We start from the raw sequence: 1,012 nt of genomic DNA, 5'->3' as shown, positions 1-1,012 counted from the left end.
TGCGGCGAGGCCGCCTCGGCGGTGACGGGGCAGGCGATCTCGGTCAGCGGCGGGGAGGTCATGTGAAACGCGGCTCCAGACTCCGTCTCGTGCCCGGCCTGGACGAACACAGCATCGGCCTGGAGGCCCGCGCGGCCTCGGACGACCACATGGCGCTCAAGCTGTGGCTGCGCCTGCTGGCCTGCAGCACGCAGATCGAGACCGAGATCCGCAAACGCCTGCGCGCGCGTTTTGGCATCACGCTGTCGCGCTTCGACTACTTGGCGCAACTGCACCGGCATCCGGAAGGCCTGCGCATGAATGCCCTGTCACGCTACCTGATGGTGACCGGCGGCAGCATCACCGGCCTGACCGACGAGCTGGAAAAAGAGGGGCTCGTGGCGCGTGAGCCTGCGCCCGACGACCGGCGCGCCTTCCTGCTGCGACTCACCGCAGAAGGCCGCCGGGTCTTCGAGCGCATCGCCGCCGAACACGAGGCCTGGGTCATCGAGTTCTTCTCCGACCTGCGTGCGGCTGACCGCAAAGCCCTGTACGAACTGCTGGGCCAGTTGCGCGTGCACATGGCCGCACGTCAGGCCGAACCCCCGTCTTCATCCCCCTCCAGCGAGGTTGCATGAGCGCTCCTTCCACCCCCACCGGCCTGGACCCGGCCCTGGCCGCCGGCAACCGGCGTGAGCTCTCGGGCTATGCTGCGCGCCACTTCCTGTGGCAGTGCGACAACGGCGTGGCCCACATCACCCTGAGCCGCCCGGAACGCAAGAACCCGCTCACCTTCGATTCCTATGCCGAGCTGCGCGACCTCTTCCGTGCCCTGCAGCATGCGGTGGACGTCAAGGCGGTGGTGCTCTCGGGTGCGGGGGGCAATTTCTGCTCGGGCGGCGACGTGCACGAGATCATCGGAGCGCTGGTGCAGCTCAAGGCCCCCGAGCTGTTGATGTTCACGCGCATGACCGGCGATGTCGTCAAGGCGATGCGGGCCTGTCCGCAGCCGATCGTCGCGGCGGTGGACGGG

Annotated in this window: 2 protein-coding genes and 1 pseudogene; all 3 read left to right on the top strand. The window is 68.5% G+C overall.

All coding sequences use genetic code 11. The features are described 5' to 3' along the window. Positions 1-66, top strand: a pseudogene (locus tag ACK42S_RS15495) (3-hydroxyacyl-CoA dehydrogenase); the annotation flags it as partial. Further along, the gene (locus ACK42S_RS15490) at positions 63-617 is read left to right on the top strand and encodes a MarR family winged helix-turn-helix transcriptional regulator (RefSeq protein WP_409709530.1); all 555 of its coding nucleotides are present in this window, start codon (positions 63-65) and stop codon (positions 615-617) included. The pseudogene ACK42S_RS15495 and the gene ACK42S_RS15490, both read left to right, overlap by 4 nt. After that, positions 614-1,012 (top strand): enoyl-CoA hydratase-related protein (locus tag ACK42S_RS15485; protein ID WP_409709527.1); only part of this gene is annotated, 399 nt, incomplete at its 3' end. The genes ACK42S_RS15490 and ACK42S_RS15485, both read left to right, overlap by 4 nt.

Source organism: Caldimonas sp., assembly GCF_046289365.1.
Lineage (GTDB): Bacteria > Pseudomonadota > Gammaproteobacteria > Burkholderiales > Burkholderiaceae_C > Caldimonas.
This window is presented reverse-complemented; position numbering and strand designations above follow the sequence as displayed.